This is a genomic window from Marinobacter aromaticivorans (assembly GCF_002806975.1).
Lineage (GTDB): Bacteria > Pseudomonadota > Gammaproteobacteria > Pseudomonadales > Oleiphilaceae > Marinobacter > Marinobacter aromaticivorans.
Map to the genome: position 1 here is coordinate 1 of NZ_NIHD01000011.1, position 25,184 is coordinate 25,184.

Below are 25,184 nucleotides of genomic sequence, written 5' to 3' on the forward strand. Positions count from 1 at the left end.
CGCACCACCCTGAAAACCCAGACTCACAAGGGGGAGGGCAGCAACGAATTGCGCTTTGAGGATGAAGCGGACAAAGAACAGATCTACGTCCACGCGCAAAAAGACCTGGATCTGCTCACGGAAAACAACCGCACCGAAATCATCAGAAACGACAGCCACCTGAGCGTTGGGAACGACCGCTTCACTCACGTAAAAGGCAGCCGGCACCAGACCATCGACGGTGAAAAACGCGAACAAATCGGCAAAGACCACAGTTTCAACGTCACCGGCTCTTTACACCTGAAGGCCGGTACAGCCTGGCTCAGTGATTCGGGTACCGAACTCCATATTAAAGCCGGGCAGAAAGCCGTTATTGAAGCTGGAGCCGAGATTACCCTGAAGGCGGGTGGAAGCTTTTTGAAGATCGATCCGGGTGGCGTTGCTATAGGCGGAGCGAGTATCAGGATGAACGCCGGAGGCTCGGCCGGCAAGGGGAGTGGCCAGAAAGTGAGGGGGCCGGAGATGCCGGGGTTGTTGACTGCTGCGGGTGAGGTTATTGAGCCGGTGGCATTGGCGGAAGCGAGTCAACGAGCCAGTGCAGAACCCGAAGCTGTAGTTGCTCACCGGCTGAAACAGGCTGGAATGCAGCGAACCGGTATCCTTGAGCATTGCCAGCAACAGCCAGACGGCACTTGCCCGTTACGTAATTGCCCTTGTGGCAAGAATGAGCAAGGGCATTCGCATCAAACCGGATGATGGCAGTAGGCAGCAATGTGTGTCAGGTGCCGGATCAAGTGACATTGCTTTGCCCCTCTGTCATGGCATCATACGCTTTGTGAAGATTCCGCTCCTCAAACCAGTCAACGCCTTTGAGCACTCCGGTGATTGCCTTAACACCAAGATAGGAAAGAACGTTGCCGGGTGGTACGGGTATCGCGCTCCTGTTCACTATCCAGAACCGGCTGAGTTCACTGTCCACACCAGCAATCAGATCTGCAATGAGCCGGCCGTTCAGTTGTGTAAGCGATACCCCATGACCAATGCAGCCCGTTGAGTAAATAATATTCTGATCACCGATAAATCCTATTTCGGGAACCATATCGAAATTGGCCGACACGGCACCGCCCCATTTGTAATCGATTTTCTTGTGCGCCAGCGACGGGAACAGCCAGCGAAAGTGCGCTTCCAAATCCTGCCAGACATTTTCGTCGTGCCATTTATCCATGCCATTTCCGTACTCGAATCCGATATCACCACCGCCCATGGTGATACGGCCACACTTGGTGATCCGCAAGTAGTGGACCAGTTGGCGGTTGTCTTCGATTGACATGCGGTCGCCCCAGCCCAGCGTTTTCCACTCATCGTCGGTCAAGGGTTCGGAGACAATCTGATAGGTCCAAACGGCTCTCTGCCGGCTTCTCAGTTTGCGAGGCCCGGGTAATGTATGTGTCCACGCGTTCGTTGCCAGAACCAGTTTTTTCGCCCGGATTGTTGCGCTCGACGTGTGCACCACAACGCCTTCCTGCGTTCGGCGAATATCGGTTACCGCCGAATGTTCGTAGATCTCTGCACCCGTCTGTTCGGCCAGCCTTTTTAATGCCCGTACATGCTTGCAAGGATCCAGAATCCCGGTTTCCGGTTCATAAATGGCGGCCCGGATGTGCGGAGCGTTGAGTTTTTCTCTTACCTTGCTCTGCTCGTAAAAACAGTAACTTCCGTCTTTTGCCAGATCGCACAGCAGGCGATAGGTGTTTTTCAGCCGTTTTTCCTGGCGCTCCGTGTAAGCGACTCGCCACATGCCGGTATGCTCGTAATCGGAGTCCAGGCCTTCGTTTTCAATCAGGTCATGAACATAGGCAACCGCTTTCTGCATATATGCCTGGGCTTCCCGGGCCTTTTCCTTGCCCCAGCGCAAAACGGTTACTTCCGGTTCCATGCCGAACAGAGTCATATTAAAACCGCCATTTCTGCCCGAAGCGCCAAAGCCGATCTCATTCGCATCCAGCACCATAACGCTGAGTTCAGGGTGATCGCGCTTCACCTCGCGGGCCGTGGTCAAACCGGTATAACCAGCGCCTACTATGAGAACATCGGCGTTATAGCTGCCTTTTGGCAGAGGATCGTTCGGAGTATAAGCCCCGTATTTGTGCTGCCAGAATGAGTAATTTCTGGCCATGTCTTCCAAGGCGTTGTTTGTCATACAGACTCCGCTTATTGCTTAAGAACATGCCCATCAAGAAGGGTGCGTTAAAAAATGTCAGATGCACGCACATAATAGTCAATTCTTCGTAAACCATGCCTGTAATATCTTTGTTCTGGCCCTTGCAGCTCGATAATGCGATAAGGCCTGGGCAGAGTTACACTGTTTGCCTTGTATGCCAGCCGCAACCATCGGTGGCACATCCAGTCAGGCGGGCCCTCTTTGTGGTCGCTGCCAACTGAAACATAACGGATATCCTATGGAAAACGAACAAAACCCGATTGAGCAGCGCAGCCCGGAAACCGAAAAGACACTGGCCGACCTTGTAACACCTATCTACGGGCTTTTTATCCTGGGTGTGCTCTACACCCTGTATCTTGCTCATCAGATTATCTTGCCGATGGTGCTGGCGCTGCTCACAAGCCTGCTGTTGTCGCCTCTGGCCACTCGGATGTGCACCGGGCTGCGTATTCCCAGGGTAGTCAGTTCGCTGATCCTGGTGTTGCTGTTGCTTGCGGCTATCGCAGGTGTGTCTATGGCGGTTGCCACACCGGCGCTGGAATGGGCGGGTAAGGCTCCAGAAGGCATCTCGCGTTTGCTGGTAGGCGAAAGCGAGCTCAAGCGGCAGATCAGTAAGGTGACGGAATCTGCTCAAAAGGTGGAGCAATCTGTCAGTGAACTCTCGGAGGGAGATGGCAAAAAAACCAGGCCGGAGCCAACTACCGTCGTACTGCAGACAGAATCCTGGCGAGCCCAGTTGATGAGCAAAGCCCGTAACGGCATTGCGGGTCTTGCGCTGGCCATGGCCCTTACCTATTTTCTGTTGGTCAGTGGCGACCGGCTGGTGCTTAATTTTGTACGGCAGTTGCCAGGGAGTCACCGTCGAACCGTGCTGCGTATTACCCGGGATTCCCAGCAACAGATTGCCCAGTACCTGGGGGTTTTGGGAATCAGCAATACTTTTGTTGGTATATCAACAGGGCTCATGGCCTGGGCAATCGGTATGCCAGACCCTGCAGTCTGGGGATTGGTGGCTGGCCTTGCCCGTTTTATTCCGTATCTCGGGGTTATTCTCACCATTTTATTGCTGGCAGTTGTCTCTGCGGTAAGCCTGGACACCTTCTGGATGATGGCCATTGCACCGGTTGGTTATCTTGCCCTCACCACGATGGTGGGTTTCTTTATTGAACCGTGGATCCACGGCTTTCGCATGGCGATAAACCCGGTGATTATTTTCGTTTCCATCTTTTTCTGGGGGTGGCTGTGGGGGCCAGTGGGCGTGTTGCTTGCGGTGCCATTGATGACGGTGATTCAGGTTGTTCTGAAACAGATTCCCAGGCTGCATCCGGTCTATAAAGTGATCGCCCGTTAGTGGTCGGGAATGGCTTTCATGAACAAAAAGATGGATACCCGCCTCCCCCCCTGACACATTCTTGAATGTCACCTATCCTGATGGGATTACTTACATTCCACAGGTAGGGGGGGTATTTATCTATGATCCCGAACACCATGAAAGCCATGGTTCTTACCGGTCATGGCGACCTGGACAAGCTCCAGTACAAGGAAGTACCTACGCCGTCTCCCGCACATGGCGAAGTGCTGGTTCAGGTAACCGCTACCGCAAAGAACAATACCGACCGCAAAGCCAGGGAAGGGCTGTATCCCACAAAAAAGGGCGAAACCACGTCGTTTCAGATGGGGGGCAAGCCAACACTGATCTTTCCCCGTATTCAGGGTGCTGATATTGCTGGCCGTGTTGTGGACGTGGGTGCAGGCGTTGATCGCAGCCGCATTGGCGAGCGAGGTCTGCTGGATTTCAATATCTATGCGGACAGCCGCCGCGATATAAACCTTACCCCGGATTATTACGGCCATGGTGCAGATGGCGGCTACGCGGAGTATGTTGCGGTTCCTTCAGATCAGTTCCATGCTGTGCCAAATGCGGATCTGGACGACGCGCAGCTCGCCGCAATGGGCATGTGCTCATACCAGACGGCCATGCACATGCTCACGTCAGCCCGTATAACAGCAGGCGAGCGGGTTCTGGTTACCGGTGCCAGCGGTGGTGTCGGCACCGCTTTGATTCAGCTTTGCCGGATTATGGGGGCTGTACCTTACGCATTGAGCACTATGGATAAAGCTGCGGCTCTCACGGAGCTGGGCGCAGAGTCGGTACTTGACCGTGCGGATATGGACAGCTTTGTGGAGCGGGTGAAGACCCAAACTGGCGGCAAACCATTTGATGCGGTTATGGACCTGGTGGGCGGTGAGATGACTGACCGCTTCATTGACGCCATGATCTTCGACATGAATACGCGCGAAACCTATCCTCGCCTGAGCATTGCCGGCGCCAGTGGCGGCAACGTCAGTGAAATCCTGTGGACACGGATTTACCTGTACCAGGTGCAGATATTTGGTGTCTCCCACGGTACCCGGGAAGAGGCGGAGCAGCTTGTGGACTGGATTCGCAGCGGGCAGCTCAAGCCGGTGCTGCACGGAGCTTTCCCGCTCTCGGAACTGCACCAGGCGGAGCGCTACTTCATGAATCGTGGCAGCAACTATCTCGGTAAGATTGTCATTGTTCCGGATTCCCAGTGGGAAGAACACGGCAAACCCTGGTCTCTGGAGCGCAACCCATGAAGCAGGAACTGAAAATTCAGCTTATCGACACCCATGCCGGCGGCGATGTCAGCCGCATTGTGACCGGTGGTATCGATGCCTTGCCGGGTGGCAGTGTGCGGGCGCAAATGGAGTATCTGCGAGATGATGCGGATGGGCTGAGAAAGCTGTTGCTGGAGGAGCCTTACGGTATCCCCGAGATGTCGGTTGATTTGCTGGTTCCGCCATCTGACCCCCGGGCGGCGGCCGGGTACATCATTATGGAAGTGATGGGGTACCCGATTTATTCCGGTTCCAACACTATCTGCACCGCAACGGCAGTACTTGATGCCGGTATAGTGCCCATGAAAGAAGGCAAACAGGACTTTTTCCTGGAATCGCCGGCGGGCCTGGTTCGTATTGAGGCCAGAGTTGAAAACGGGGTAGTGGAGGCGATCACCTGCGAAGGTCTTCCGAGCTACATACACACCCACCGGGCTTCCATTGAAGTGCCGTCAATCGGAAGGGTTATCTACAGCGTGGCCTACAGTGGCGGATTCTACGCACTGGTGGATGCAGAAGCCCTCGGGTTCGACCTCACCCTGGATGAAGAGCAAGAGCTTGCTCGGGCGGCGCACAGGATTGTCGAAGCGATTCAGGCGGAAACCGGCTTTTCCCACTACACCCTCGGTGATGTGGGCCCCCTGCCATTCCTGCATTTTATGGGGCCGGTGCAGCAGGTGGCGGAAGGCTATTATCGCTCCCGTTCTGCCACCTATGTGCATCCGGGTGTGATCTGTCGGAGCACTACCGGCACAGGCACCTCGGCCCGACTGGCGCTGATGGATTACGAAGGGCTGATACACCCCGGAGACAAGCTTGAAACAGTGTCTCTCCGGGAAACCGGCTTTATTGGCGAGTTCTCGGCCATAGAGCAGGAGGATGAGTACCGGGTTGTAAAAAATAACATAACGGGAAAGGGCTATGTCATTGCCCGTTCCGATATTGTCGTGAACTGCGAGGATTCGTTGGTGGACTGTGACGGGCTGCATCATATTCTCAGTAGTCGCATGTCTCAGTGACGTTGTTCGCCTAAAGTTTACCTTTACGTAAAGTGAAGGCTGTGCTAAATCTTCGTCCATGCATTCAATGATAAAAATAGCAGGAGTTGATCATGAGCCTTCCGGCATACGCCGACGTTTATAACAACTTTGATCCCGCCGCCCTGGAAGCGGAAATTCTGGACGGAAGTCTGGAAGGCGGGTTGAACGTTTGCCATGAAATCTGTGACAAGTGGGCAACCGACCCGAAAAAAGTTGCGCTCTACTATGAAACCGGGGCTGGCGGCGATGGTACGCTCACCTTTGCTGAGCTCAAAGAGCAGTCTGCACGGTTTGCGAACTATCTCGTTTCGCAGGGGATTGGCAAAGGTGACCGGGTCGCCGGCCTGTTACCTAGAACCCCCGAACTTCTTGTCGTTATTGCCGGCACACTGCGCGTTGGTGCGGTCTACCAGCCGCTGTTTACCGCATTCGGCTCGGGTGCAATCGAATACCGCCTTGAGCGTGCAGGAACAAAGCTGGTGGTTACGGACCCGGCTAACTATTCCAAGCTCACCGAAGTGAAGGATTGTTCGCCTGTTCTCTGTGTTGATGCAGGGAAAACGGGTGCCGGTATTCCGGATTTCCGCGGCACTCTTGAAGAGCAGAGCAGTGACTTTGAGCCGGTTATGATCAAAGGCACCGATCCGTTTCTGCAGATGTTTACCTCCGGTACCGTCGGCAAGTCCAAAGGCGTTGCCGTGCCAGCCCGTGCGTTGCTGGCGTTTTATGTCTACATGAAATACGCCATTGATTTGCGCGATGACGATGCCTTCTGGAACGTTGCAGATCCTGGCTGGGCTTATGGCCTTTATTATGCGGTGGTGGGCCCCCTGCTGATGGGGCATGCTACCCACTTCAACCCGGGCGCGTTTACCCCGGAGTCCACCTACGACATGATCCGCAAGTACAAGATCACCAACCTGGCCGCAGCTCCCACGGCCTATCGCCTGCTTAAAGCCAATGATCACATACTTCCGGAAGGCGAAAACCTAGGGCTTCGTGTGGCCAGCAGTGCCGGAGAACCACTGAACCCGGAAGTGGTTAACTGGATCAAAAACCGCCATTTTTGCCCGGTTATGGATCATTATGGCCAGACAGAAACCGGCATGACCTGCTGCAACTTTCACGCGCTCGCGCATCCGGTGCGCCAGGGTTCCATGGGCTACTCGTCACCCGGCCATAAAGTGGTTGCGCTGAACGAGAAAAACGAGGAAGTAGGCGAGGGCGAAGTGGGTCAGATTGCGGTGGATGTGAAAGCATCGCCGCTGTTTCACTTCGATGGTTACACCTGGGGCGAAAAAGACCCGTTCGTAAAAGGCTATTACCTCACGGGTGATATGGCGGTTTGCCATGGCGACGGCAGTTTTTCATTCAGCGGTCGTGACGACGACATTATCACCACCGCCGGCTACCGTGTTGGCCCGGCGGACGTGGAAAGCACGCTGCTGGAACATGCAGTGGTTGCGGAGTCCGGCGTGGTTGCAAAACCGGACGAAAAACGGGGCTCCATCATCAAGGCATATGTGGTTATAAAAGGGGATCAGCAACGAGCAGACGATCAGGCTCTGCGGGAAGAACTGCAGGAACTGGTTCGCCGGCGTCTTTCCACACACGCATTCCCTCGCGAAATTGAGTTTGTGGATGAGCTTCCGAAAACGCCCAGCGGCAAGATCCAGCGCTTTGTTCTGCGTAACCGGGCCCAGGAGGAATCTGGTTCATGAAAATAACCTTTGAGGAGCTGGACAGGTTTCTCCGGGAACAGTTTCCCCAGGGTGCCGCCTACGGTACCCTGAGGAAGCTGGGGGACGGTTGGGCCGAAATGAGCCTGGATGTAGATGATGGGCACCTCAGGCCAGGCGGAACCGTGTCCGGCCCGGTCATGATGGGCCTGGCAGATGTCACGCTTTATGCGGCACTGCTAAGCCGGATCGGGCTAGTGCCTCTGGCTGTCACCACCAACCTGAATATTAACTTTCTGCGCAAGCCCAAGGCCCATACACCCATCTGGGCGCGGGCAACCATGCTTAAGGTAGGGCGCACCATGGGCGTAGGTGAGGTGTTTGTTTATTCGGAAGGCGGAGACGAACCCGTTGCACACTCAACAATGACCTACTCGATACCGCCGAAAAAACATGAGAATTAGATTGACGTATACGTAAACGTCAATCTAATCTGTAAACAAGAAAAACGTACAACAATAACAAAGGTAGATTGGCTCATGAGTGACCAGTATGTGCTGGAGACCCGAAGCCTTGTAAAAGAGTTCAAGGGCTTTGTTGCGGTCGATGACGTGAATCTGCAGATTCAGAAAGGCCACATACACGCTCTTATCGGCCCCAATGGTGCTGGCAAGACAACCGTGTTCAACCTGCTCACCAAGTTTCTCATCCCTACACGCGGACAGATTCTGTTTAAAGGCGAAGACATTACGCCAATGAAGTCAGCGGCCATTGCCCGTAAAGGCATGGTTCGCTCGTTTCAGATCTCCGCCGTTTTTCCCCATATGACGGCTCTTGAGAACATCCGGGTTGCGCTGCAAAGCTTCGAGGGCAGTTCGTTCAGCTTCTGGAAATCGGGAGCTTCGTTGAACCGGCTCAATAAGCGTGCCATGGAGCTTCTGGACTCTGTCGGCCTGACTGAGTTTGCGAATACCATGACGGTAGAGCTGGCCTATGGCCGCAAACGTGCTCTTGAGCTGGCAACTACTCTGGCTATGGAGCCGGAAATCCTGCTGTTGGATGAGCCTACTCAGGGTATGGGAACGGAGGATGTTGATCGCGTTGTGGAGTTGGTTCGCAAGGCGGCTGAGGGACGCACCGTGCTGATGGTTGAGCACAACCTGAGCGTGGTTTCCAAACTGTGCGATCGTATAACGGTGCTGGCACAGGGCTCCGTGCTTACCGAAGGTGATTATGAGGCAGTTTCTGCTGACCCCCGTGTTCGCGAGGTTTATATGGGAACCGGTTCCAGCGGTGAACGGGGAGCGGTCACAGCAGAGGAGGCTGCCCAATGAGCCAGAATGCGACGAGGGAGTACGATCAGCTGCGCATTGACGGGCTGCATGCATTTTACGGGGAATCCCATATTTTGCACGGCATCGATTTGGTTGTTAAGCGCGGCGAACTGGTCACTCTGCTTGGCCGTAACGGCGCGGGCAGAAGCACGACGCTCAAAGCAATCATGAATATGGTGGGCCGCCGCACTGGCTCGATCATGATAAACGGCGAAGAGACCATGTCTTGCGCCCCGCACAATATTGCCAGGCTGGGTGTCGGGTATTGTCCCGAGCACCGCGGCATTTTCGCTTCCCTGAGCGTTCACGAAAATCTCACCTTGCCGCCGATCGTGCGCAGTGGAGGGATGGGCCTGGAAGAAATCTACACCATGTTCCCCAATCTCTACGAACGCCGCTTCAGCCAAGGCACCAAGTTGTCGGGCGGGGAACAACAGATGCTGGCACTGGCGCGAATCCTGCGCACTGGCGCCAACATGCTTTTGCTGGATGAAATTACCGAGGGCCTGGCGCCGGTTATTGTAGAAAAACTGGGTGAGGTTCTGGTCGACCTGAAAAACAAGGGGCTTACCATCATTCTGGTGGAGCAAAACTTCCACTTTGCAGCGCCATTGGCCGACAGGCATTACGTGGTTGAGCATGGCCGAATTGTGGAGGAAGTCAGTGCCGGCGAGCTGCACGCAAAGCAGTCGGTGCTGGATCGCTATTTGGGTGTCTGAACCTGGATAGGTGCATGTAAAACGGAAAATAGCAACAAAAAACCGAACCAACGCAAAACAGTAGCGGAGATATAATAATGACAATCATGAAAAAGCTTCTGGCTTCAGCTGTTGCATCAGCCCTGATGGTGGGTGGCGCCCAAGCCGAAATCAGCAATAACACGGTGAAAATCGGCTACCTGGCTGATATGTCCGGTACCTATCGCGATCTGTCTGGTCCGAACGGTCTCAAGGCCCTGGAAATGGCGATTGCCGATTTCGGTGGTACGGTCAAAGGTGCCAAAATCGAAATCGTTACAGCCGATGACCGTAACAGCCCGGACGTAGCCTCCAGCACAGTGCGTCGCTGGCTGGAAAACGATAACGTGGATATGGTGGCTGGCCTGGTTGCATCTTCTGTAACGATTGCGGCAACCAAAGTTATCGAGGAGAACGATAAACTTGGTCTGGTTAATGGCTCTGCCGCATCCAGTATTACCAACGAGTACTGTACACCTAACCACATTCACTACACTTACGACACCTACGCATTATCTATCGGCACCCCGACTGCGATCGTTAAGGAAGGCGGCAAAACCTGGTATATCCTCACCGCGGACTACGCCTTCGGGCACGCCATGGAAGCAGACGTAACCCGCGTAGTTGAAGCCAATGGCGGTGAAATCGTTGGCAGCATTCGCCACCCGTTCCCGACACCTGACTTCTCATCGTTCATTCTGCAAGCGCAGGCGTCTGGCGCCGATGTTATCGCTCTGGCAAATGCCGGTGCCGACACCACGAATGCTATAACAACCGCCGCGGAGTTCGGTGTAACCCAGTCTGGCCAGACCATCGCCGGCCTTGTGGTCTTCCTCAGTGATGTACATGCGCTGGGAACTGAGGCCGCTCAGGGTCTCCAACTGACCACCGGCTGGTATTGGGATATGAACGATGAGACCCGTGAATGGTCCGACCGCTTCATGAAAGAGACCGGTGCAAGACCTACGATGGTGCATGCGGGTATCTATTCCAGCACGCTTCAGTATCTGGATGCAGTTGAAAAAACCGGTTCGGATGATGCCCAGACCGTGCGCAAGCAGATGATGGATACGCCTATCAACGACATGTTTACCAAGAATGGCCGCATTCGTGAAGATGGTCGCATGGTTCATGATATGTATCTGGCACAGGTAAAAACTCCGGAAGAGTCCAGCGGCGAGTGGGACCTGTACAAGATTCTCCGTACCATTCCGGCTGAAGAGGCGTTTCGCCCGCTCGCGGACAGCAAGTGCAAGCTGATTAGCAGCAAATAGCAGGTATGCAAAGGAGTTCTCCGGCGCTTGCCGGAGAGCTCTGAGCATTACGCAAAAAATAAAAACTGATTCAACGTCCGTGCTGCTTCTGGAGTTAGTAACATGTCCATGATTTTCGGCGTGCCCATGGCGGTGCTGTCTGGCCAGCTTCTGATCGGGATTATCAACGGGGCGTTCTACGCGCTGTTGAGTCTCGGGCTGGCCGTAATTTTCGGCCTTCTCAAGATTATCAACTTTGCCCATGGCGCCATGTATATGCTGGGTGCCATGGGCACAGTGATCCTGTTTGATAACCTTGGCGTCAACTACTGGGTCGCTCTTTTTCTGGCACCTGTTCTGGTTGGCATTGTCGGGGTGCTTGTTGAGTATTTTCTTCTTCGCCGTATTGCCGGGCAGGATCATATATACAGCCTGCTTCTGACCTTCGGCGTGGCGCTGATCATGCAGGGCATTCTCACCAATATTTATGGTGTATCCGGGCTTCGCTATTCAATGCCGGATATGTTCAAAGGCGGTGTAAACCTAGGGTTTATGTTCCTGCCTTATTACCGGGCCTGGGTTATTGTAGCCGCCCTTCTTGTGTGCTTTGGCACCTGGTTCATGATCGAAAAAACCAAACTGGGCGCTTACCTGCGGGCTGGCACCGAAGACTCGCAGCTTATGCAGGGTTTCGGTATTAACGTGCCACTGCTGGTGAGCCTGACATACGGGTTTGGCGTCATGCTGGCTGCGTTTGCCGGCGTGTTGGCCGCGCCCATCTATTCGGTAACTCCGGTAATGGGCTCACACATCCTCATTGTCGTCTTTGCAGTGGTGGTTATCGGCGGGCTGGGCTCGATCGGTGGCGCCATTATCACCGGTGTTCTCATGGGTGTGGTGGAAGGGCTAACCAAGACTTTCTATCCGCCTGCATCATCTGCCGTGATCTTCCTGGTCATGGTAATCGTGCTGATGATTCGGCCCCATGGCCTGTTTGGTAAGGAGGCATAATCATGAGCCAGACCGATATCCAGTCCGACATCCAGAAAACGATCCTGAAGCAACAAAAAGCCGAGGATCGCAGAAAGCTGATGCTGAACGGTATATTACTGGTGCTGTTGCTACTGGCACCGTTCGTGATGTACCCGGTATTCCTGATGAAAATCCTTTGCTTCGCGTTGTTTGCGGTAGCTTTCAACCTGTTATTCGGTTTCACCGGTTTGCTGTCTTTCGGCCATGCGGCTTTTCTGGCTACCGGTGGGTACACTACGGGTTATCTGCTCAGCAACTTCAGTGGCCTCACCACGGAAATGGGCATAATCGCCGGCACTTTGGTGGCGGCGGTGCTTGGATTGGGCTTTGCGCTTCTGTCCATTCGCCGTCAAGGCATCTACTTTGCCATGGTTACTCTGGCTCTGGCGCAGTTGGTGTTCTTCTTCTTCGTTCAGTCGCCCTTTACCGGCGGCGAGGACGGATTGCATGGAGTACCGAGAGGTGAACTGTTCGGGCTGATCAACCTTGAAGACAATCTGAACATGTATTACTTCGTGCTGGTGGTATTCCTCGCCTGCTACCTGCTGGTTCAACGGATTGTCAGCAGCCCCTATGGCCACGTACTCAAGGCGATTAAACAGAACGAACCCCGTGCTGTCTCCCTGGGTTATAAAGTGGATCGTTACAAAGTTCTGGCATTCGTAATATCAGCCACTCTTGCCGGCCTGGCGGGTTCCATGAAATCGGTGGTATTCCAGCTGGCTTCTTTGAATGACGCCCACTGGCACATGTCAGGTGAGGTCATTCTGATGACCCTTGTAGGTGGTGTGGGTACATTGCTGGGGCCGGTGTTGGGTGCCACCCTGGTGGTTAATATTGAATATCAGCTCGGCCAGGGGCCGCTCAGGGACTGGGTGGATCCGATTCTGGGGGCCATCTTTGTGCTCACGGTTCTGTCGTTCCGTAGTGGCATAGTTGGAGAGGTGCAGAAGTTTGTGAGAAAAAATATGGGGTAGAACCCGCATCTGCGCAGAAAGAGGGCCACTTTTCGAAGTGGTCTTTTTTTTGGGGTTTATTCACTCTGAAGGTAAGCATGCTTATAATGCTATAGCTCACGACATCTGATAACTGCTTCATGCCTCAAACCCTCAGAAACCGAAAACACTATGCGACATACAACAACGAGATTAGCGCTCCAGCCGACCCACAGAGAGGCAGGCCGTGTCAGCAGCAGGTTCATCCTGCTGGCGATCATTCCCCTCGCCGTGATTCTTATGGCCATTGTTATCTACCTTCTCGGTGGTCGTTACGTTGAAACTGAAAATGCCTACGTGCGTGCGGATATTGTCTCTGTAATGCCCGAGGTGTCAGGAACGGTTCTGGGCGTCGCCGTGAGGGAAAATCAGAGTGTCAAGGCAGGCGATCTTTTGTTTGAGATAGATCCGCAGCGTTACCGGATAGCCCTTGAAAAGTCAGAATCGGAGAGGGCGGAGGTGCAAACCCGAATTGAAATCATGAAGGCCAGCTACAGGGAAAAGCAGCAAGAGCTCGAGGTTGCCAGAAGCAATCAGGCCTTTACCAGCCGTGAGTACGAGCGGCAAGGGGAGTTGGCCAGAAAGAGGGCGGTGTCTGAGTCGGTACTGGATAGCTATCGCCACAAGATGGAGCTTGCGGAGCAACAGGTCTTGCAGGTTCATACGAGTCTGGAACGTATCAAGGCCGGTCTTGCCGGCGACCCTGAAATTGCAGTGGAAGATCACCCCCTGTACCGCAAGGCGCAGTCAGCACTGGAAGCCGCGCGGGAAGACCTGAACGATACTCGCGTTCTGGCGCGTTTTGACGGCATTGCGTCCAGGGTGCCGGTGGAAGGGCAATATGCCAGCCCCGGCCGGGCAGCCATGAGCCTGGTATCGGTTACGGGGAGCTGGGTTGAGGCCAACCTGAAAGAGACTCAGCTGACCCATGTTCAGCCAGGCCAGTATGTAGAGGTCGAGGTGGACGCCTACCCGAACTACACCTGGGAAGGACGCGTCGTGAGTATTGCTGCAGCAGCAGGTTCTGAGTTTTCTGTTTTGCCGGCACAGAACGCAACCGGCAACTGGGTGAAGGTTGTTCAGCGTATTCCTGTACGAATCGAGCTGGAAAAAAAGCCTGATACGCCCAGGCTGCTCTCGGGCATGAGTGTAGTGGTGTCGATTGATACCGGGCCGCACAACCGTGGCCCTGCATTCATGCAACCGCTGACATCATGGCTTCAGGGGGTCCTGGGTGCTGGTGCCACGCCGGCGATGGCCGGAGACTCTGAGTGAATGGACAAGCCTCCCGCTCAGGGGCCGCTAACAGGGGGCTGATTACCGTCTCTATCATGCTTGCAACGATTATGCAGGCCGTTGATACCACCATCGCCAACGTTGCGTTACCCCATATGCAAGGCAGCATGTCGGCTACCTCAGAGCAGATTGCCTGGGTTCTCACATCGTATATTGTTGCCGCTGCGATCATGACGCCGATGACGGGCTTTCTGGCTGCCCGCATGGGCCGGAAAAAGCTGTTTGTAACGGCTGTTGTCGGCTTCACCGTAACATCCATGCTGTGCGGCGTTGCGACCTCGCTGGAAGAAATGGTGTTGTTCCGTCTGCTGCAGGGGGTGTTTGGCGCCGGGCTGGTGCCCCTGTCCCAATCCGTTCTGCTGGACACCTACCCCAAGGAAAAACACGGCTCGGCCATGGCAATGTGGGGCGTGGGAGTCATGGTTGGCCCTATCCTTGGCCCGACGTTAGGAGGCTACCTGACTGAGTACTACAACTGGCGCTGGGTTTTCCTGATTAATCTGCCGTTTGGTGTTCTTGCACTGATTGGCATTCTTATGTTCGTCGAGGAAACCGGGAAGGAACCGCGGCGTTTCGATATGTTTGGTTTTGCGCTGCTCTCCCTCGCTATCGGTTCTTTGCAGTTGATGCTGGACCGTGGGCAGAGCCTGGATTGGTTTTCTTCATCAGAAATTATTATCGAGTCGCTCGTCGCGGCAGTGTGCCTTTATATGTTTATCGCGCACATGATAACCGCAAAAGAACCCTTTCTTGAGCCTGGGCTGTTCAAAGACCGAAACCTGGTTCTGGGGCTGGTGTTTATTTTCATCGTTGGCATTGTGCTGCTCGCCACTCTGGCGTTGTTGCCACCATTTCTTCAGAACCTGATGGGATTTCCGGTGATCACCACTGGTGAGGTGCTGGCACCCCGGGGCGTAGGCAGTATGCTGGCCATGATTGTTGTAGGCCGCCTGCTCAACTTTGTGGATGCCCGATTACTGATAGGCATTGGCCTTACGCTGGTATCCGTATCTCTTTTCCAGATGGCGCAGTTTAACCTGGAAATCAGTCCCTGGGCGCTGGTTCAGACCGGGTTGATCCAGGGTGTCGGTCTTGGCCTGGTGTTTGTTCCCCTGAGCACCATAACCTTCTCCACGCTGGCAACCCGCTACCGCACCGACGGAACCTCAATGTTCAGCCTGATCAGAAACATAGGCAGCAGCATTGGTATTTCGGTCATGGTGGCACTCGCCACCCGCAGTACCCAGACCAATCATGCGGTTCTGGGGGAGCAGCTCACGCCCTATCGTGATCCGGTACAGCGATTGCTCGAGGGGGACGGCGACCTGGGCTCCACCGACCAGGTGCTTGCGATACTCAATGGCGAGCTGAGCCGGCAAGCGGCCGCCATTGGATACCTCAATGATTTTCAGCTCATGGCATGGATGACACTGCTGACGATACCCATGCTGCTGCTTTTTCGGAAACCGTAAAGATAATAGCCAGCGTCGCAGGGTCCACACCAGTGCAAACTTACGAATCTTCCAGGCTGTGTGCATCTTGCCGGAATCCATCCCATTGTTTATGTGTTGTGGGCGAGATCCAGAAGTTTGTAAGGAAAACCTTGTGCAGTGCCGCCCGGGGGAAGCCGGTGTTAGTTATTCGGAATGAGTCTGAACCTTAACGGAAACTTAAAAAATTATAACTAATGGATATGTTTTATAAATATCAACTTGTTAGAGGGATTTGACGCAGTTTGGCGCGAAAAACAGGCGCACTACTTGTTGCTGATATATAGTCTGTGTGGCACGTTAAAGGTATCATATCGCGACAGTGAAATCGTTTTGCGTTATGTCTGATTAAATCAGCTTAAATCTGTAAAAGCTCCGGGCTCGGGGTTATACCTGAAATAATGGATCGACCTGGAAGCTAACGAATAGGGAGGAAATGCTGATGCTTTATTGGGCTTTAGTGTGTCTTATTATCGCTGTTGTAGCCGGAGTGCTTGGTTTTGGTGGTGTTGCTGGTGCTGCCGCAGGAATTGCCAAGGTTTTATTCTTTGTTTTCATTATATTTCTTATTGTCTCTTTGGTAATGAATGCAATGAAAGGGCGCGGACCCTAATAGTTAGTAATACGTCGCTCAGGTAGTGCATTACGTCAATGGGCGAAAATGAAATCGTCATGCTGTTTTAAATCAGGAGGAAAGTATTATGAATAACGATATTATGGAAGGCAACTGGAAACAACTCAAAGGTAAAGTGCGCGAAAATTGGGGTAAGTTGACCGATGATGAGGTCGATGAAATTGCAGGCAGAAGAGAGTACTTTGTCGGCAAAATTCAGGAAAAGTATGGTATGAAGAGAGACGAAGCAGAAAAAGAGTGGGATAAGCTCACCAAATAGTTATCGCCTTTATACCTGATTTAAAGCCGGTGGCGTCTCAATTGCCATCGGCAGTCGGCCACTCTTCGAAGAACGTTTCTCTGGCTTTATCTTGTTCAATATCCAGTTGGTCGCAAATGGGTATATTGAGCAGGTGTTTTCTGGTCACATCAAGACGTAGCCTTTGAGAGGTTACCGTCTTTCTGCTGAACTCGGTAAAAGAGACAGCAGAACATAAGGGTGAACGTTACGGGAGATAACAGTATGTCTGAATACGGTGGGCTGGTTTTGGGAGAAAACTACTCCCATAAAATTAGTGAAGAATTCGATAGCCAGGTGGCTGCAGAACGTGGCGCAGAGTCGCTGGAAAACCTGGGGATACCCCTTGCTCAGATCCGGATCATTCAGCCCAATGACCCAAGTATGGCGCAGAAGGTGGAGCCTGAAACGCAAGGTATTGCCCGGTCTATGGTCAAGGCGCATGTATGGTTTGGCTTAATAGGCTTGGTGGTTGGTCTGGCTGTTGCCGGATTGCTGGTTACTGTCGGCCCGGCTTTGACTCGCTCAAGCCCGGTGATGACATTTATCGCCATGGGCTTTTTGTTTCCCGTACTGGCGCTTCTTATTGCTGGTGCGGTATCTCTGCGGCCAGATCATGATCTGATTATTGAAAAGGCACGCACGGCAAAAGAAAATGGTCGCTGGACGGTGGTGGCACATTGCGACAGTTTGGAGCAGCAAAAATTGGCAAAAACAGCAATGCATCATAGTACTCAAACCTTGTAAGTACATATGAGACAGGGTGTTCGGGGCGCTCTTCCAGTGTTCAGGAGAGCGCCGCTGAGTATCTAAAGTGAAGTATCTCGAAAAACCTCTTCGATGTTCGACACAAGCACAGGCAGCCCTTGTGCCAGGTTCAAAGCTATGCGTTTCACAAGTTCGGTTTCGATATGGGCGAAGTTCTCAAGTGTACCGTTTTGAGAATGATACATCTTCCGAGCGAGTGTGACTTGGGCGAGAGCGCCTTGGATCTCTTCATCATCAGGATATTTGTCGCGCAGTTCTTCTGGCGAAAGCCGCAGAAAATCTTTCGCCCTTGATTCGTGGCAAGTTTTTTGTTTTTCCATGACTCGACGCTCCCTTTAGTTAGTAGTACTTCAAAAATCACCGGCTTTGCAGCGCACGGATCATTTGTTTGGCGTGCTCATGCTGTTAAGGACTTTACGTTTGTTAAATATAAGTAACTTTTTGGTAAACGCAAGAAATAAGCAACAGGAACCTGGCGCGTGGGCAGTTTCAAAGGCTGTTCATAAATAAGTACCACGATTTTCTTGAATGGTCTGAGAATTGCTCCAGATTTAAAACCTGCGCTGGTCTTATGTTGTTTTACTTTTGAGAATATATTATATGTAGTCTATGTGTACATTTGTTTAATTATAAGCAGTTATGGAATACGCTCCTTATCATTAAGCTTATTTAAACTAAAGTGGTGTTGGGTTGAATGTGCGTTGCCATGTAATTACGCTTGGTAATACTACATCCGCCCTAGGTTATACGTAATTCTCATTTTTGCTATAAACGAAGAGAGGTGTTGATATGGTACAAAAAAATGATCCATTTCCTTCCCGATTAAAGCAACCGAAAGATCCTTTTCTGCGCTCTGACCCTGTAGTCCACTCGCGAAATCAACACCGTTGGGAAGGTCCCCTTGATGAGGTCTCGCTATCGCGTTACGAGCGCGACGGCTTTCTCTGGTTCGAAGGCTTTTTCAATCAGGAGCGGATGCAGCCATTCTTCGATGAGCTCCTGGAAATGGCCAAGGATGAAAAGCTTAACAAGTCGGATAAAGTCATCCGTGATCCGCATAGCGGGGAGTTACGCTCAGTCTTTGGGATGCACGAACTATCTGAAAATTTCAGTCGTCTAACCCGCGATCCCCGGATACTTGGAATGGTGCGCCAGTTATTGGGCAGCGAGGTCTATATCCACCAGTCACGGATTAACGACAAATTCGGGTTTGAGGGTCGTGGTTTTGACTGGCACTCGGATTTCGAAACCTGGCATGCTGAAGATGGTATGCCGCGAATGCGGGCAGTCAGCGCGTCGCTTATGCTCACCGATAACAATGAATTCAACGGTCCACTGATGCTGATTCCCGGCTCGCATCATTATTTTGTGCCCTGCGTTGGTGAAACCCCCGATCTTAACTGGCGGGATTCGCTAAAGGCACAGCGGGTCGGTGTTCCTGATCGTGATAACCTGGCCAGGCTGGCAGAGCGGGGTGGTATCAAAGCGCCTAAAGGACCTGCAGGGTCCTTATTGTTATTCGAATGCAATACCTTGCACGCCTCCAATAAGAACATGTCGCCCTGGCCGCGCTCGAATCTTTTTTTCGTTTACAATAGCGTGGAGAACAAACTGGGCGAGCCTTATGCTGCAAAGCGTGAGCGGCCGGAACATCTCGGCGCCCGGAAGAATTGTGCGCCCTTGACCATGCATGACGATTTTCCCGAACTCGCGCACCAAGGCGTGCCGCCTCTTCCCTAAAGCTCCGGTCGATTTACCATAAAACGGTGCCCGTTCTTTTCGGGCACGAATGTTACGGAGATTGTGAATCAACGCTGATTTTCCGCTGGTCACGGGCATTTAAGCCGGAGTTTGCGTTATCTCTAACCAGAAACATTAACGAATTGGAAGCGCAAATAAGGGACATAATTGTGTATCGATGGATAGCTGAACATCACCAGGTGCTCTCGGTTGGAGCGAGTTTTGGCTCATTGCTGGTGTGGCTTGTGTACGCCCAGCTTCTGTACCTCGGATTCCGGAGACAACGAAGCCCCCGGCTGATCATTAACCGGGGCCGCAATAAAGACATCAATGCGCTCTGTCTTATCAGCAACATGAGTGCAGAATCCGTGTTCATCGAATACATCATTGCGGAACTCGAAACGTCAGACGGCACCATCGCCATGGACGTCACTGATTTCGAACAGGAATACAACGAGGGTGATGAAGATGACGAGCAGCGTACCCGGCCATCTCAGACGCAGCTATCCCTGAACGCAACGGAGAATACAAGGCAGGGGCCGATAGAACCCGGTGGGTTTATCCATATTGGCACCTTCTGTGAACTGGTCCAGCGCCTTGCCCGGGACGAGGGCATCCAGATGGCTGGAGACGTGCCACAGGGCACTCTTGAGTTCCACCGCCTCACTCTGCGCCTGATAGGGATTTACGGGCCGGAACACATGCCCGTAGGGGCTGAACGCAGCTTCGATTTGAGGGTTAGCGGGAACCAGTTCGGTCTCAGACCCGAGTCGTGGGATACAAAACAGCTGGCGTCAATGCGGCAGCGCTGGAAGCTGCGTAAAACTGTTGAAAAGCTGAACGCTATGGACTTTTCATCCTCTTCGTCCTTGCGTCGTGTAGACCGGGAAGAGGATATTGATAACCGGTCTGCTGCCGAGGGGGCCGGCAAGACGGGGCGTTAGGTTACAATAAACGCCCACTCCTCAGAAATAATCCAGCCGGCTGGTTGGGCCAATGTAGACGTACACCGAGTTATCGTTTCGGTAATCCACCCGATGAACTGCAATGCCCGGTTTGTTCGCATCTTGCGTAGCAAAGCGGGTTGCCACGCCCGCGGCCTTGCCATCGCGAATGCGCCTGGTCTCCGGTTCCTGGGTCCATGCGTTGCCCATGCACTGACCAATTGAAGCGATGGACTTCTCATAGATAACTTTAGCGACTTCCTCGTTCGGGGCTTTGGTTGAACAGTTGTAGGCGCTGTCGTTGTTGGCCCAGGCCCATATCTCACAATGACCGCTGATAATCTGTTCTTTGGCCCTGAACACGGTAACGGCGTTAAAACTGCTCCCTTTGCCGCGATAGCTTGCGAAACCCGAGTCATAGTCCGCTACAATGTTTTGTAGTGATGCACAGGGATCTTCCACCCCGAACGACAGTTTTTCCTGCAGCGCACAGCCTGGCAGTGAAATGCCGAGAAAAAGGGGCATACACGCCAGGAATTTCTGATTTATCATTGCTGCGCTCACTCCGGGTTGGATGTACTGAGTTCGCGCACGACTGTATCAGAAGACGCGGGATTGTATTGTGGTGAAATATAGCAAAATTTTGCCGGTGCTGAAGGTTCCCGCTGCGAAATGCACACCAGATCTGCCGAGACCCTGACAGGCCTGAATTTATAGCGATTGGTCCCGGTATTGTCTAACCTGAATACGGGCGTTGTATCTTGATTGCAATGCCGTACCCGCCTATTAAACAGGAAACAGAGATGTTCACCTTTTCGTGTAGTTCGCCGCTAGTGCAAATCCGTCGGTTTTTTTTGGCTGTATGTGCCCTTTTTATAATTGCCGGCTGCTCTGAATCGGCACCGCCGCCCGAGGCCGCACCACCATCGGTTTCCGTGGTGACTCTCGAAAGCACAGAAGTGCGGCCTTCCCGCGATTTTGTGGCCCGTACCGCCGCCTCAGCCAAAGCAGCTCTCGTTGCGCGTATTGAAGCTGAAATCAAGGAAATTCTTTTCCGGGAGGGCTCCCGGGTAAGTGAAGGGGAAATCCTGGTCCGGCTGGAAAATACTCGCGCCAATGCCGATCTCCAGCAAATGAACGCTGAGTTGGCAGCCGCCCGAACCGAGATTGAATCTGCGCGCAGGAACCTCCAACGGGGTGAAAATGTTGCCGACAAAGGGTATTTGTCGGACGCTGACCTGGATAAGTTAAAAGACCGCTTCAGCGCGGCCGCCAGCCGCTTGGAAGCGGCAGAGGCTGCCGTTCAGAAAGCCGGGATTAATCTGGAATACACAGAAATCAAGGCGCCATTCGACGGCTGGATTGGCAGGTTGAATTATGATGTGGGTGCCGTTGTCAGCCCGGCGAGCGGTCCTATTGCCGAGGTTATGGCAACCGACCCGATCTACGTGGAGTTCCAGCTTGATGAATCTGATTACGTTGCGTTTCGCCGCTCGGGCAATGCCACCGGGGAAGATATTACCAGCAGGCTCTCACTGCGACTGACGCTGCCAGACGGCGAGTTCTACGATCAGGGTGGCATGGTGAGCTTCGCCGACGTGCAGACCAACGAGAGCACCGGTACCGTGGATATGCGGGCCATTTTCCCCAATCCGGATGCAGTTCTGCTCCCGGGGCTCTATGTGACCCTGAGGATTGAGGGTCAGGCGGGGGATGCGCAGGTGCTTGTGCCGCAAATGGCGGTGCAGGAAACCATCGAAGGTAAGTTTGTTCTGGTGGTAAATGAAGAGCAGTTGGTTTCCCAGCGATTTATCAAAACCGGAACGCGCCTGGGCGCCATGCTGGCGGTGGAAAGTGGTCTTGAGGCTGGCGAACGGGTGATTGTAGAAGGCCTGCAGAAGGTTCGCACGGGTGTAACCGTCAACCCGGTTACGAAGCGGATAAACCCGGAAACCGGTGTGCTAACTGACAATCCGGGCTCCGCATCAGAAGGTGAGGCTGAGCAATGATCAGCCGAACGTTCATCCATCGGCCCAAGTTTGCCTTTGTTATATCTATCGTGATATCTCTCGCCGGGCTTCTGGCGCTGCAGGTACTTCCGGTGAATATGTACCCGGATATGGCGCCACCCAAAATCCGGGTGGCGGCGGTACTCCCGGGAGGGAGCGCACAGATCGTTGAAGAGGCCGTTATTCGCCCGATAGAGCAGCAGCTCAACGGCGTTGAAGACATGATTTATATTGAATCAACGGCCTCCGACGACGGCACGGCAATGATTACCCTCACATTCGAGAGCGGCACCGATACCGATATTGCCCAGGTAAACGTGCAAAACCGGGTGGCGCTGGCCGAACCCTTCCTGCCCCAGGAAGTCCGGCGACAAGGGGTTACGGTCAGCAAGCAAACCGGCAACATGCTGATGGGTATTAACCTTGTGTCAGACCGGCCGACTCTGGACGCCGTATTTTTGAGCAACTACGCCTCCAGCAACCTGATTGAGACTCTGGGGAGAGTGCCCGGTGTTGCTTCGGCCGAGGTCATGGGCGCGAAAGACTACAGCATGCGTATCTGGCTTGACCCACGGCGTATGAAGTCGTTGGGAGTGACCGTTGCGGAAATTGTTGCAGCACTGCAGGAGCAGAATCAGATTGTGGCCGCAGGCAAGTTGGGTCAGGAGCCGGTTCCCGACGGCCAGCAATTTGTTTACAGCATTCAAAGCAGGGAGCGCCTGACGGATCCGGACGAATTTGCCCAGACGATTATCCGGGCAAAACCGGGTGGAGGTTTTTTACGCCTGAACGATGTTGCCCGTATTGAGCTGGGGTCCCGTTCCTACACTTCCACTGCCAAGCTGAACAATCAGGACACCGCATTTGTGGTCATCTACCAGTTGCCGGATGCTAACGCACTGGACGTTGCCGGCAGGGTAAAAGACACGGTGGACGAGTTTGCCAAAAGCTTCCCCGATGGTGTCTCCCACAGCGTGTTGTTTGATTCCACTGAGTTTATCAGCCGGTCCATCAGAGAGGTGGCCATCACCCTGATCCAGGCTGTTGCGCTGGTTATCCTGGTGGTGTTCCTGTTTTTGCAGAGCTTTCGCGCAACCCTGGTTCCTGCCATCGCGATACCTGTCTCCCTGATTGGCACCTTTGCGATTATGGCGGTGATGGGGTATTCGATAAACATCATCACGCTGTTTGGCCTGGTGCTGGCGATTGGCATTGTGGTGGACGATGCCATTGTGGTGGTGGAGAACGTTGAACGCATCCTTGAAGAGGAAAAGCTGCCGATCAAGGAGGCGGTGGAAAAAGCCATGGGCCAGGTCACCGGGCCTATCGTTGCGACCACATTGGTGTTACTGGCGGTGTTTGTGCCTGTGGCCTTTATGCCGGGTATAACGGGTAAACTTTACCAGCAGTTCTCTGTCACCATCTCTGTCGCGGTTATTATTTCATCCATTAACGCACTTACGCTCAGCCCTGCACTGTGCGCCACCTTGCTGGGCCATGGCGGCAAGAACACCATCGGGTGGATGCGGCCTGTGGAGCGGTTGATTTCTTTCGGTACAAAAGGCTACTCCGGGCTGGTATCGAGGCTTCTTCGCAAGGGCATTCTGGTGGGCATTGCACTTCTTGCCATACTGGGTGTCAGCGCCGGGCTGTTCAAATCAGTGCCCCTGGCGTTTGTGCCGCCGGAAGATCAGGGCTTTCTGTTCGTGGATGTGCAACTCCCGGTTGCTGCATCCCAGCAACGCACCGATGTGGTGCTTGAGAAGGTAACGGAAATGATACTCGACGACCCCGCCGTTACCGATTTTATTTCGATTTCGGGTTTCTCGCTGATGAGCGGCGCCGGTTCCAATAATGGCCTGGGCATAGTGGTGCTCAAGGACTGGTCTGAGCGGGAGGGGCCAGAGCTTGGCCTCGGCGTAACTGTGCCCCGCATGTATGGTCGCCTTGCGACCATACCGGAAGCCCAGATCATGGTATTCAATGCACCACCTATTCCCGGGATTGGCGTTGCTGCTGGCTTCGATTACCGCCTGCAGGACAACCTGGGCCGCGATGTTTCCGAGCTTACGCAGGTGATGAACGGGCTGATCTTTGAGGCAAACCAGCGAAAAGACCTGTCGCGGGTATACAGTACCTACCGGGCCAACATTCCCCAGTATCTGCTGGAGGTGGACCGCAACAAGGCAAAGGCCCTGGGTATTCAGCTCTCGGATATTTTCTCCACACTGCAGGCCCAGCTTGGCTCGTTGTACGTGAATGATTTCACCCTCTTCGGCAAAAACTACCGGGTGCAGTTGCAGGCTGAGGGGGAGTTCCGGCAGGGACCGGAGGATCTTTCCTATTACTCCGTTCGCAATCGGGATGGCGACATGGTGCCGCTCTCCACACTGGCCACGCTGAAACCGGTTCTGGGACCTTCCAGCATCGCCCACTTCAACCTGAAGCGGTCGGTGACCATTTCCGGCGAAGCGGCACCGGGCTTTGCCAGTGGTGATGCCGTCAAAGCCATGGAAGAACTCTCGAAAAAGTTGCCGCAAGGGTATGAGTTCAGTTGGTCCGGGCAGAGCCTGCAGGAAATACAGGCGGGCAACCTGGCCATAGTGATCTTCCTGCTGGCGATTGTATTCGTGTATCTGTTTCTGGTGGCACAGTATGAGAGCTGGGCACTGCCCATTGCCGTTATTGGCGCGGTGCCCATCGCCATATTTGGTGCGCTGGCGGGCCTTTGGCTAACCGGTCTTGCCAACAATATCTATGCACAGGTGGGGTTGGTGTTGCTGATCGGTCTGTCCACCAAAACGGCCATTCTGATTGTTGAGTTTGCCATGCAGCTACGCAAATCCGGGATGACTGCTACAGAGGCGGCGAACAAGGCGGCTGTGTTGCGGTTCAGGGCGGTACTGATGACCGCCCTGTCGTTTGTGCTGGGTGTTCTTCCGCTGGTGTTTGCCACCGGTGCCGGGGCAGGCAGCCGTGTCAGCCTGGGTGTCACGGTGCTGAGCGGCATGATTGCAGCAACGGTTCTGGGAACCCTGCTGGTACCCATTTTTTACAAATGGGTTGAGACAGTCCGGGGCCGCAAAGAGGCTTGATTTTGCCGGTTCTGCACCGCC

23 protein-coding genes are annotated in these 25,184 nt (G+C 53.6%); 20 read left to right on the forward strand and 3 right to left on the reverse strand.

Annotated features, from left to right (window positions below; genetic code table 11):
• Positions 1 to 735: bacteriophage T4 gp5 trimerisation domain-containing protein (locus tag CDH48_RS14825; RefSeq protein ID WP_406564997.1), on the forward strand; the 735-nt coding region annotated here is incomplete at its 5' end.
• Between the two features lie 34 nt (positions 736 to 769).
• Here CDH48_RS14825 and CDH48_RS14830 read toward each other — a convergent pair.
• Entirely contained in the window at positions 770 to 2,179 is a 1,410-nt protein-coding gene (locus CDH48_RS14830; RefSeq protein WP_198515510.1) for an NAD(P)/FAD-dependent oxidoreductase, read from the reverse strand.
• 259 nt (positions 2,180 to 2,438) lie between these two features.
• Here CDH48_RS14830 and CDH48_RS14835 point away from each other — a divergent pair, with 259 nt between their 5' ends.
• From CDH48_RS14835 to CDH48_RS14905, 15 genes are all read left to right on the forward strand, one after another.
• Complete coding sequence (locus CDH48_RS14835) at positions 2,439 to 3,551, forward strand: AI-2E family transporter (RefSeq protein ID WP_100689523.1); 1,113 nt, start codon at positions 2,439 to 2,441, stop codon at positions 3,549 to 3,551.
• A gap of 122 nt (positions 3,552 to 3,673) precedes the next feature.
• Positions 3,674 to 4,819 (forward strand): zinc-binding dehydrogenase, encoded by a 1,146-nt coding sequence (locus tag CDH48_RS14840; protein WP_100689524.1) that lies wholly within the window; start codon positions 3,674 to 3,676, stop codon positions 4,817 to 4,819.
• The gene (locus tag CDH48_RS14845) at positions 4,816 to 5,859 is read left to right on the forward strand and encodes a proline racemase family protein (RefSeq protein WP_100689525.1); all 1,044 of its coding nucleotides are present in this window, start codon (positions 4,816 to 4,818) and stop codon (positions 5,857 to 5,859) included. The genes CDH48_RS14840 and CDH48_RS14845 overlap by 4 nt, the downstream gene beginning before the upstream one ends.
• Positions 5,860 to 5,951: 92 nt before the next feature.
• Positions 5,952 to 7,601 carry an AMP-binding protein gene (locus CDH48_RS14850; RefSeq protein WP_100689526.1) on the forward strand — a complete coding sequence of 550 codons (1,650 nt, stop codon included), beginning with the start codon at positions 5,952 to 5,954 and terminating at the stop codon, positions 7,599 to 7,601.
• Positions 7,598 to 8,023: a PaaI family thioesterase gene (locus CDH48_RS14855; protein WP_100689527.1), complete on the forward strand. Its 426-nt coding sequence runs from the start codon at positions 7,598 to 7,600 to the stop codon at positions 8,021 to 8,023. Before CDH48_RS14850 ends, CDH48_RS14855 begins: the two co-directional genes overlap by 4 nt.
• A gap of 75 nt (positions 8,024 to 8,098) precedes the next feature.
• Entirely contained in the window at positions 8,099 to 8,893 is a 795-nt protein-coding gene (locus CDH48_RS14860; RefSeq protein WP_100689528.1) for an ABC transporter ATP-binding protein, read from the forward strand.
• A complete protein-coding gene (locus CDH48_RS14865) occupies positions 8,890 to 9,612 on the forward strand; it encodes an ABC transporter ATP-binding protein (protein ID WP_100689529.1) in 723 nt (240 codons plus the stop codon). The genes CDH48_RS14860 and CDH48_RS14865 overlap by 4 nt, the downstream gene beginning before the upstream one ends.
• A gap of 77 nt (positions 9,613 to 9,689) precedes the next feature.
• Positions 9,690 to 10,904, forward strand: coding sequence for an ABC transporter substrate-binding protein (locus CDH48_RS14870; protein WP_100689530.1), 1,215 nt, complete (start codon positions 9,690 to 9,692; stop codon positions 10,902 to 10,904).
• 102 nt (positions 10,905 to 11,006) lie between these two features.
• On the forward strand, positions 11,007 to 11,894 hold the full coding sequence (locus tag CDH48_RS14875; RefSeq protein ID WP_100689531.1) for a branched-chain amino acid ABC transporter permease: 888 nt from the start codon (positions 11,007 to 11,009) through the stop codon (positions 11,892 to 11,894).
• Between the two features lie 2 nt (positions 11,895 to 11,896).
• Positions 11,897 to 12,892: a branched-chain amino acid ABC transporter permease gene (locus tag CDH48_RS14880; protein ID WP_100689532.1), complete on the forward strand. Its 996-nt coding sequence runs from the start codon at positions 11,897 to 11,899 to the stop codon at positions 12,890 to 12,892.
• Between the two features lie 150 nt (positions 12,893 to 13,042).
• Positions 13,043 to 14,185, forward strand: a complete 1,143-nt coding sequence (locus CDH48_RS14885; protein ID WP_100689533.1) for an HlyD family secretion protein — start codon at positions 13,043 to 13,045, stop codon at positions 14,183 to 14,185.
• A gap of 56 nt (positions 14,186 to 14,241) precedes the next feature.
• On the forward strand, positions 14,242 to 15,678 hold the full coding sequence (locus CDH48_RS14890; RefSeq protein WP_100689534.1) for a DHA2 family efflux MFS transporter permease subunit: 1,437 nt from the start codon (positions 14,242 to 14,244) through the stop codon (positions 15,676 to 15,678).
• 460 nt (positions 15,679 to 16,138) lie between these two features.
• Positions 16,139 to 16,309, forward strand: a complete 171-nt coding sequence (locus CDH48_RS14895; RefSeq protein ID WP_100689535.1) for a DUF1328 domain-containing protein — start codon at positions 16,139 to 16,141, stop codon at positions 16,307 to 16,309.
• Between the two features lie 88 nt (positions 16,310 to 16,397).
• Entirely contained in the window at positions 16,398 to 16,589 is a 192-nt protein-coding gene (locus tag CDH48_RS14900; RefSeq protein ID WP_100689536.1) for a CsbD family protein, read from the forward strand.
• 243 nt (positions 16,590 to 16,832) lie between these two features.
• Positions 16,833 to 17,354 (forward strand): hypothetical protein, encoded by a 522-nt coding sequence (locus CDH48_RS14905; protein WP_100689537.1) that lies wholly within the window; start codon positions 16,833 to 16,835, stop codon positions 17,352 to 17,354.
• A 62-nt stretch (positions 17,355 to 17,416) separates the two neighbouring features.
• On the opposite strand, the gene CDH48_RS14910 is transcribed toward CDH48_RS14905, so the two are convergent.
• Positions 17,417 to 17,695: a hypothetical protein gene (locus CDH48_RS14910; RefSeq protein WP_100689538.1), complete on the reverse strand. Its 279-nt coding sequence runs from the start codon at positions 17,693 to 17,695 to the stop codon at positions 17,417 to 17,419.
• A gap of 469 nt (positions 17,696 to 18,164) precedes the next feature.
• On the opposite strand from CDH48_RS14910, the gene thpD reads away from it, so the two are divergent.
• Both thpD and CDH48_RS14920 read left to right on the forward strand, forming a co-directional pair.
• A complete protein-coding gene (thpD, locus tag CDH48_RS14915) occupies positions 18,165 to 19,115 on the forward strand; it encodes an ectoine hydroxylase (RefSeq protein ID WP_100689539.1) in 951 nt (316 codons plus the stop codon).
• 170 nt (positions 19,116 to 19,285) lie between these two features.
• Entirely contained in the window at positions 19,286 to 20,059 is a 774-nt protein-coding gene (locus CDH48_RS14920; protein WP_100689540.1) for a hypothetical protein, read from the forward strand.
• A 21-nt stretch (positions 20,060 to 20,080) separates the two neighbouring features.
• Here CDH48_RS14920 and CDH48_RS14925 read toward each other — a convergent pair whose 3' ends face one another.
• Positions 20,081 to 20,611 carry a hypothetical protein gene (locus CDH48_RS14925; RefSeq protein WP_100689541.1) on the reverse strand — a complete coding sequence of 177 codons (531 nt, stop codon included), beginning with the start codon at positions 20,609 to 20,611 and terminating at the stop codon, positions 20,081 to 20,083.
• 386 nt (positions 20,612 to 20,997) lie between these two features.
• Between CDH48_RS14925 and CDH48_RS14930 the strand changes: the two genes are divergently transcribed.
• Together CDH48_RS14930 and CDH48_RS14935 are read left to right on the forward strand one after the other, a co-directional pair.
• Positions 20,998 to 22,068 carry an efflux RND transporter periplasmic adaptor subunit gene (locus CDH48_RS14930; RefSeq protein ID WP_264754772.1) on the forward strand — a complete coding sequence of 357 codons (1,071 nt, stop codon included), beginning with the start codon at positions 20,998 to 21,000 and terminating at the stop codon, positions 22,066 to 22,068.
• Positions 22,065 to 25,163, forward strand: a complete 3,099-nt coding sequence (locus tag CDH48_RS14935) for an efflux RND transporter permease subunit (protein ID WP_100689543.1) — start codon at positions 22,065 to 22,067, stop codon at positions 25,161 to 25,163. The genes CDH48_RS14930 and CDH48_RS14935 overlap by 4 nt, the downstream gene beginning before the upstream one ends.
• Positions 25,164 to 25,184: the final 21 nt, after the last annotated feature.

What these genes read in the sequence shown, in the direction of transcription:
- CDH48_RS14835 (WP_100689523.1), top strand. Translation starts at nt 2,439, where the DNA reads ATGGAAAACGAACAAAACCCGATTGAGCAGCGCAGCCCGGAAACCGAA.
- CDH48_RS14890 (WP_100689534.1), top strand. Translation starts at nt 14,242, where the DNA reads ATGCTTGCAACGATTATGCAGGCCGTTGATACCACCATCGCCAACGTT.
- CDH48_RS14870 (WP_100689530.1), top strand. Translation starts at nt 9,690, where the DNA reads ATGACAATCATGAAAAAGCTTCTGGCTTCAGCTGTTGCATCAGCCCTG.
- CDH48_RS14860 (WP_100689528.1), top strand. Translation starts at nt 8,099, where the DNA reads ATGAGTGACCAGTATGTGCTGGAGACCCGAAGCCTTGTAAAAGAGTTC.
- CDH48_RS14925 (WP_100689541.1), bottom strand. Translation starts at nt 20,611, where the DNA reads ATGATAAATCAGAAATTCCTGGCGTGTATGCCCCTTTTTCTCGGCATT.
- CDH48_RS14905 (WP_100689537.1), top strand. Translation starts at nt 16,833, where the DNA reads ATGTCTGAATACGGTGGGCTGGTTTTGGGAGAAAACTACTCCCATAAA.
- CDH48_RS14855 (WP_100689527.1), top strand. Translation starts at nt 7,598, where the DNA reads ATGAAAATAACCTTTGAGGAGCTGGACAGGTTTCTCCGGGAACAGTTT.
- CDH48_RS14895 (WP_100689535.1), top strand. Translation starts at nt 16,139, where the DNA reads ATGCTTTATTGGGCTTTAGTGTGTCTTATTATCGCTGTTGTAGCCGGA.
- CDH48_RS14830 (WP_198515510.1), bottom strand. Translation starts at nt 2,179, where the DNA reads ATGACAAACAACGCCTTGGAAGACATGGCCAGAAATTACTCATTCTGG.
- CDH48_RS14935 (WP_100689543.1), top strand. Translation starts at nt 22,065, where the DNA reads ATGATCAGCCGAACGTTCATCCATCGGCCCAAGTTTGCCTTTGTTATA.
- CDH48_RS14910 (WP_100689538.1), bottom strand. Translation starts at nt 17,695, where the DNA reads ATGGAAAAACAAAAAACTTGCCACGAATCAAGGGCGAAAGATTTTCTG.
- thpD (WP_100689539.1), top strand. Translation starts at nt 18,165, where the DNA reads ATGGTACAAAAAAATGATCCATTTCCTTCCCGATTAAAGCAACCGAAA.
- CDH48_RS14885 (WP_100689533.1), top strand. Translation starts at nt 13,043, where the DNA reads ATGCGACATACAACAACGAGATTAGCGCTCCAGCCGACCCACAGAGAG.
- CDH48_RS14840 (WP_100689524.1), top strand. Translation starts at nt 3,674, where the DNA reads ATGATCCCGAACACCATGAAAGCCATGGTTCTTACCGGTCATGGCGAC.
- CDH48_RS14875 (WP_100689531.1), top strand. Translation starts at nt 11,007, where the DNA reads ATGTCCATGATTTTCGGCGTGCCCATGGCGGTGCTGTCTGGCCAGCTT.
- CDH48_RS14865 (WP_100689529.1), top strand. Translation starts at nt 8,890, where the DNA reads ATGAGCCAGAATGCGACGAGGGAGTACGATCAGCTGCGCATTGACGGG.
- CDH48_RS14900 (WP_100689536.1), top strand. Translation starts at nt 16,398, where the DNA reads ATGAATAACGATATTATGGAAGGCAACTGGAAACAACTCAAAGGTAAA.
- CDH48_RS14845 (WP_100689525.1), top strand. Translation starts at nt 4,816, where the DNA reads ATGAAGCAGGAACTGAAAATTCAGCTTATCGACACCCATGCCGGCGGC.
- CDH48_RS14850 (WP_100689526.1), top strand. Translation starts at nt 5,952, where the DNA reads ATGAGCCTTCCGGCATACGCCGACGTTTATAACAACTTTGATCCCGCC.
- CDH48_RS14880 (WP_100689532.1), top strand. Translation starts at nt 11,897, where the DNA reads ATGAGCCAGACCGATATCCAGTCCGACATCCAGAAAACGATCCTGAAG.